Annotated in this window: 4 protein-coding genes and 2 tRNA genes; 3 read left to right on the forward strand and 3 right to left on the reverse strand. The window is 64.7% G+C overall.

Annotation, left to right across the window (positions count from 1 at the left end):
- Positions 1-366: 366 nt before the first annotated feature.
- From AC56LR_RS21380 to AC56LR_RS21390, 3 genes are read left to right on the forward strand one after another with little or no spacing between them, the layout of a single operon-like run.
- Positions 367-2,328, forward strand: coding sequence for a TOL_0244 family TonB-dependent receptor (locus tag AC56LR_RS21380; RefSeq protein ID WP_497133462.1), 1,962 nt, complete (start codon positions 367-369; stop codon positions 2,326-2,328).
- A 27-nt stretch (positions 2,329-2,355) separates the two neighbouring features.
- The gene (locus AC56LR_RS21385) at positions 2,356-2,946 is read left to right on the forward strand and encodes a TOL_0243 family YfiR-like periplasmic protein (RefSeq protein WP_497133464.1); all 591 of its coding nucleotides are present in this window, start codon (positions 2,356-2,358) and stop codon (positions 2,944-2,946) included.
- Positions 2,946-4,838 (forward strand): sensor histidine kinase, YfiR-like protein-associated, encoded by a 1,893-nt coding sequence (locus AC56LR_RS21390; protein WP_497133466.1) that lies wholly within the window; start codon positions 2,946-2,948, stop codon positions 4,836-4,838. The genes AC56LR_RS21385 and AC56LR_RS21390 overlap by 1 nt, the downstream gene beginning before the upstream one ends.
- A gap of 97 nt (positions 4,839-4,935) precedes the next feature.
- Here the strand turns inward: AC56LR_RS21390 and AC56LR_RS21395 are convergent, their stop codons facing one another.
- The 3 genes from AC56LR_RS21395 to AC56LR_RS21405 form a co-directional block, all read right to left on the reverse strand.
- Positions 4,936-5,481, reverse strand: a complete 546-nt coding sequence (locus AC56LR_RS21395) for an FxDxF family PEP-CTERM protein (RefSeq protein ID WP_497133468.1) — start codon at positions 5,479-5,481, stop codon at positions 4,936-4,938.
- A gap of 483 nt (positions 5,482-5,964) precedes the next feature.
- Positions 5,965-6,041: transfer RNA gene (locus AC56LR_RS21400), tRNA-Arg, on the reverse strand.
- A 203-nt stretch (positions 6,042-6,244) separates the two neighbouring features.
- Positions 6,245-6,321, reverse strand: a tRNA-Arg gene (locus tag AC56LR_RS21405).
- Between the last annotated feature and the right edge of the window lie 173 nt (positions 6,322-6,494).

Consider the following 6,494-nt stretch of genomic DNA (forward strand, 5'->3'; position numbering starts at 1 on the left):
ATGATTCGTCATGAAAGCGGTGGGAAAAGTTGATTTTGTTGGTCGCACAACAAGTCTAACTTCTCTTTACCGCTTTCTTTGTTTTCATCGTCACTTCACGCTAATCCGTGATGAACCAAAAAAAAGCCCGCTTCTGAGAAGCGGGCTGAATCTATTTCCTTGGAGGAGAATAGAGGAGACAGGAGCATCATGCTGCAACGCCGCAAATTCGTCCAATTCATATTTCCAATGACAGCTATCAATTTTATTGATGGCACGGTGGCGATCAGCCGGTTTGTCAAGCACAGCGTCATTCGCATGGCCGGGAAACCACAAGCCAATCGTGCGGCCTTGGTGCGTGAGAGAAAATGTTCTACGATGGCAACTATGTCAAGACTCCCTTCGTTTGCCTGCTTCCTGTCGGCACTGTTCCTGCTGCCGGCCGGCGCGGGGCAGGCGGCCGCCTGGGCGGGCGTCCAGGAAGCAGTGGCGGCGAGCGCCGAGCCGGAAGCCGGAAGCAGTGTCGCGCTGGCCGACTATTCGCTCGAGCAGCTCTCCGAGATCGTCGTCACCTCGGTGTCGCGCCAGCCCGGGCGCCTGGGCAGCGCGCCGGCCTCGCTCTATGTCATCAGCGGCGCCGAGATCGCACGGGCCGGCGCCACCAGCATTCCCGAAGCCCTGCGGCTGGCGCCGAACCTGCAGGTGGCACTCAGCAGCAGCCAGGAATACGCCATCAGCGCGCGCGGCTTCTCGTCCCGGCTCGCCAACAAGCTGCTGGTGCTGATCGACGGCCGCAACGTCTATTCGCCGCTGTTTTCCGGCGTGTTCTGGGAAGCCCAGGACGTGCCGATGATGGATATCGAGCGCATCGAGGTGATCAGCGGCCCCGGCGGGACGATCTGGGGCACCAATGCCGTCAACGGCGTCATCAACATCATCACGCGCAGCGCCGCCCTTACCCAGGGCGGGCTGGCCGTGGTCCATGCCGGCAACGGCTATTCCGGCGCCACGGTCCGCTACGGCAAGCGCCTGGCCAATGGCGCCCACGTGCGCGTCTACGGCAAGCGCGACGAGCTCGATGGCGCGCCGGGCGAGGCGCCCGGCATGAACGGTGGCAGCGTCGGCCGGCGCCAGGCGGGATTTCGCCTCGACTGGGAAGGCGCCGGCCAGGGCTTGAGCCTCAGCGGCGACCTGATGGATGGCGCGCTGCGGGCTGCGGACGGGCCGCGCACGAATTTCTCGGGCGCCAATCTGGCCGCGCGCTTCAATGCGCGCCTGGCCGGCGAGGCCGAGCTGCGGCTGCAGGTGTATGTCGAGCAGACCCGGCGCGAGCAGCGCGGCGCCGGGCGCAGCGAACTCGATATCGTCGACTTCGAGGCGCAGTACGGCAAGCGCATCGGCGAGCGCCATGCGCTGACCTGGGGCGGCGGCTACCGCCACGCGCGCGACCGCTTCGCGAACGGCCCGGTGCTGCAATTCGCCCCTGACCACCGCCACCTTGGCTGGAGCAACCTGTTCGTGCAGGACGAGGCCAGCATCACGCCGCGCTTGCGCGCGACAGCCGGCCTGCGCCTGGAACACAATATCTATACCGGCACGGAGCTGCTGCCCAACCTGCGCCTGGCCTGGGACGCCGCGCCGGACGCCTTGCTGTGGGCCTCGGCCTCGCGCACGGTGCGCGCGCCGGCCCGGATCGACCGCGATATGCAGCTGGTCGACCCGACCTCGAACGGGGAGCGCTACCTGGTCGGCCGCTCGCCCGGCATGCAATCGGAAACGGCGCGGGTGTTCGAGCTCGGCTGGCGCGCCCAGCCGGACACCGCGCTGTCGTATTCCGCCACGCTGTTCTACAGCGACTATGCGCACCTGCGCACGCTGGAGCTGCAGGACGGTGGGGCGCCGGCGATGTTCGGCAATCTCGGCTACGGCCAGGTACGCGGCCTCGAAGCCTGGGTCAGCTGGCAAGCCGCGCGCGGCTGGCGCCTGTCGGCGGGCCTGTTGCTGCAGGACGTGGCGACGGGCGTGGCGCCGGCCAGCACCGATGCCTCGGCACGCACCGGGCTGGCCACCAACGATCCGCGCAGCTACTGGAGCCTGCGCTCCTCGCACGACCTGGGGCCGGACTGGCGCGCCGACCTGCTGCTGCGGCGCGTCGCGCGCCTGCCGCAACCGGCGGTGCCGGGCTATCATGAGCTGGACGCGCGCATTGCGTGGCAGGCGCTGCCCGACCTGGAACTGGCCCTCGTGGGCCGCAATTTACTGCATGCGCGCCATCCCGAATTCGGGATGGCCGATGTGCGCCAACTGGCAGAACGCAAGCTGTTCGCCAGCGCAACGCTGCGCTTCTGAGCGCAGATAAAAGTGCCGATGACAACGATGACGAATTTACTTCCCGACCGAACGCGACGCCGCCTGGCTTGCCGGGTGCTCGCGTTGCCGCTGCTGCTGGCGGCCGCGGGAACGGCGCCGCGCGCACTGGCCCAGGGGCCGGGCGCGCAGGCGCTGGAACGCCGGGTCAAGGCCGCTTTCCTGTACAAATTCCTCGGCTATGCCGACTTTCCGTCCAGCGCCTTTGCCGACGCCGCCGCGCCGCTCACGATCGCCGTGGTCGGCTCGGACGACATGGCGGCCGAACTGGCCCGCATCGCGGCCGGCCGCGTGATTGCCGGCCGCCCGATCGCCGTGCGGCGGGTAAGCGAGCACGAGGCGCCGCCGGCGGCGCACCTGCTGTTCGTCTCGGGCCTCGATAGCGAACGCGCCGGCCGCGTGCTGCGCAGCGCCCCGGGCGCACTGCTGACGGTGACCGAATGCGAGCTCGGGCTGCGCTATGGCAGCGTGATCAACTTCCGTATCGTCGACGAGCGGGTGCGCTTCGACGTCTCGCTCGATGCCGCCGAAAAGAAAAACGTCAAACTCAGTTCGCGCCTGCTGACCGTGGCGAACCGGGTCCAGAAGGGAGGATCGTGATGAGCATGCACGATACCAATTCGGTCCGCAGCAAACTGATTCTGATGGCGGTGGCCACGACCATCGTGGCGCTGCTCTCGGCGGCGATTGCCATGCTGGTGGTCGACGTACGCACCTTCCAGAAGGTCTGGGTCGACGACCTCACCACCCAGGCCGACATCATCGCCGACGTCACCGCCCCGGCGGTCTCGTTCAACGATTCGGCCGCGGCCACGCGCAACCTGAGCGTGCTGCGGGTGCGCCCGCAGATCGTGGCCGGCGCCATCTATACCAACAGCGGCCAGCGCTTCGCCACCTATGCCACGGCGGGCGTTGCGCCGACCTTGCCGGCGCGGCCGGAGGCGGCGGGCTTCCGGATCGAGCGCGGCGAACTGGTGGTGTTCCGCCCGATCGTCGAGAACGGCGAGCCGCTCGGCACGGTCTACCTGCGCTCGCGCTACGGCTTGTTGGAGCGCGTAATCAGCTATGGCGCCATCCTGGGCGGCGTGATGCTGGGCGCGCTGGTGATCGCGGCCCTGGTGGCCTCGCGCCTGCAGGCCTCGATCACGCGCCCGCTCGAAGCCGTCACCAACGTGGCGCGCCAGGTGATGCTGCGGCGCGACTTCACCTTGCGGGTGCCGGGCAACGAGAAGGGGGAGATCGGGGTGCTGGTCGAGGCCTTCAACGACATGCTGGCCGAGATCGGACGCCGCTCGGACGCGCTGCAGGCGGCCAACCGCACGCTCGAACACGAAATGACGGTGCGCGAGCGCGCCGAGCAGGCCCTGATCCTGGCCGACCGCCGCAAGGACGAATTCCTGGCGACGCTGGCGCACGAGCTGCGCAACCCGCTGGCGCCGATCCGCACCGGCCTCGACATCCTGCGCATCCGCAGCGGCGACGCCCAGGCCACCCAGCGCGCCACCGACATCATGGAGCGCCAGCTGCGCCAGATGGTGCGCCTGGTGGACGACCTGCTGGACGTCTCGCGCATCAATACCGGCAAGTTCACGATCAAGATGGGCCGGGTCGAGCTCAAGGCCGTGGTCAACGACGCCCTGGAAGTGGTGCGCTCGTATATCGAGCTGCACGGCCACGAGCTGGAAATCGACCTGCCGGACCGTCCGGTCTTCCTGCATGGCGACGCCACGCGCCTGGCGCAGATCCTGTCGAACCTGCTCAACAACGCCGCCAAGTACACGAATCGCGGCGGGCGCGTGGCTTTGCGCGCCACCGTGGAAGACAAGACCCTGGTGCTGGAAGTGGCCGACAGCGGCATCGGCCTGGCCCCAGGCATGCTCGACTCGGTGTTCGAGATGTTCGTGCAGGTCGACTCCACCCTCGAGCGCAGCAATGCGGGCCTGGGCGTTGGCCTGTCGCTGGCGCGCAAACTCGTCGAGCTGCACGGCGGCACGATCGAGGCGCGCAGCGAAGGCCTGGGCCACGGCAGCCAGTTCGTGGTGCGCCTGCCGATCGTGGTCGAGCCCGAGCCCCTCACCAAGCCGACACCGGCCGCCTTCATCAGCACCGAGACCTACCGCATCCTGCTGGCCGACGACAACGTCGACTTCGTCAACAGCATCGGCGCGCTGCTCACGGCCATGGGGCACAGCGTGGTCATCACGCATAACGGCCCGGACGCGCTGGCCGCGGCGGCGCGCTTCTGCCCGGACTACGCTTTCCTGGACATCGGCCTGCCGCACATGTCGGGCTACGACCTGGCGCGCGGCATCCGCACGCTGCAGTGCGGCGCAATGACGGTGCTGATCGCCGTCACCGGCTGGGGCCAGGAAAAAGACCGCCAGCTCGCCTTCGAGGCCGGATTCGACCACCACATGGTCAAGCCGGTGCGCTTCGAGCAGATCGAGGAGATCCTGAGCAACCGCGCGGTGATCAAGAAACTGCGTACTTGAGGGCAGGGCGGCGGCGCTGCACGCGTCGCGTAGCCGACAGGCGAAAAAAAACGGAAGCGCATTGCACGCTTCCGTCGATGCTCACACCAGGCCTTGTTCAAGCCTGTTTAGCCTTCCGGCGGCGTGCCAGGAAGCCCAGGACGCCAAGTCCGCCCAGCATCATGCCGTAGGTTTCTGGTTCCGGAACCGGGGCCAGCATGACAGCGCCGCCAAACGAGGCGCCGGCATCCGAGACCAGGTTGCCGCTGACCTGCAGGTAGTAGTTACCGGCAGCCAGGTTGTCGCTCGAGATCGACCACACGTCCATTTCGCCGCTGTGCAGCGAGGTGCCGGTGGTGATCAGGGTGTCACCTTCGCCATACAGGGCCAGGCCGGTGATGTCCAGACCGGTGTCGGCAGTACGGCTGATCGACGAGATGATCGCATCCAGATTCATGCCCACGCCACCATCTACTGTGAAGGTGAAACGGTCAGCGAAGGTATTGCCTTCGTTACCTGCTTCGAATGTGTCGCCGAAGAAGGCGCTGTCATCAATCAGGTTCAGTGCTTGTGGAGAGTTGCCGACGACGTCCTGGGCCATGACAGCTGACGAACCGAACGAAGCGGAAGCTAACACAATTGCAGCAATCAATGATTTTTTCATTTCTTTCCTCGCATAGAATCAGCCGCGTCCTGCAGCTTGGGTTTCAAGATCGGGGAACTTCATGCTATCAAAACAACATGGAAATGCACGCGGATTCATGATTGGGGCAAGACGGCGACGCCACATTCTAAAAATCAACCAATTTCCGGCTAGATATGCCATAAACAGGCTCTCCATAGGGGAGCCTTCATTACGAGCTTGTCACGGAGAAAAATCCCGTTCAGTTGCGCAAAATGTGTCAGTTCAGTCCTACAAAAAGACGGGGGCGTATCCTGTGCTGAGTAGCTGGATTTTAAGACAGGGTTAAGTAATGCAAAGCAAAAAATCCCATGAAATCAAGGCTCTTGCTGAGTTAGCCCGGCGGCAGGCGGAGGCAGTCCCTTGTAGGACGGAAGAAAGTGAAAATTGGAAAGCGCCGGCACCGAAATGTGATGCGGAAAAGAAAAATGGCCCAGAATCGCTTCTGGACCATTTTGAAAAAGTTGGTGCGGCTGGCAGGAATCGAACCCACGACCCCTTGGTTCGTAGCCAAGTACTCTATCCAGCTGAGCTACAGCCGCCCGAGGCACGCATTATAGCAGCACCCCGAGAATTGGCAAACCCCCTGTGCGGATGCCGTCCCATCACCCCGCCGCGAACGCTTTGTTGCGCGCGGCACCCGGCAAGGGCCGTCCGGGGAAGCCGGTCCGCTTCTTTCACCGGCTTGACCGACGCCACAAAGAAAAAAGGGACCAGATTTTTCAATCTGGTCCCTCATGTCTTCTGGTGCGGCTGGCAGGAATCGAACCCACGACCCCTTGGTTCGTAGCCAAGTACTCTATCCAGCTGAGCTACAGCCGCCCGATGCACGCATTATAGCAGGGGTTCGGCTGTTGGCAAAGCCTCATCGAGACAAGCTGTTAGCGCTAAGTAGTAATGTCCCCTCTCCGCTAAATAGAGATGTCCCCTAGGATACGTCCCAGGGGAGGATGGGATAGTGATCGAGATGACGGCCAAGGAAGTACTGCGTAGTC

The organism is Telluria sp. ZT3P39 (genome assembly GCF_059685935.1).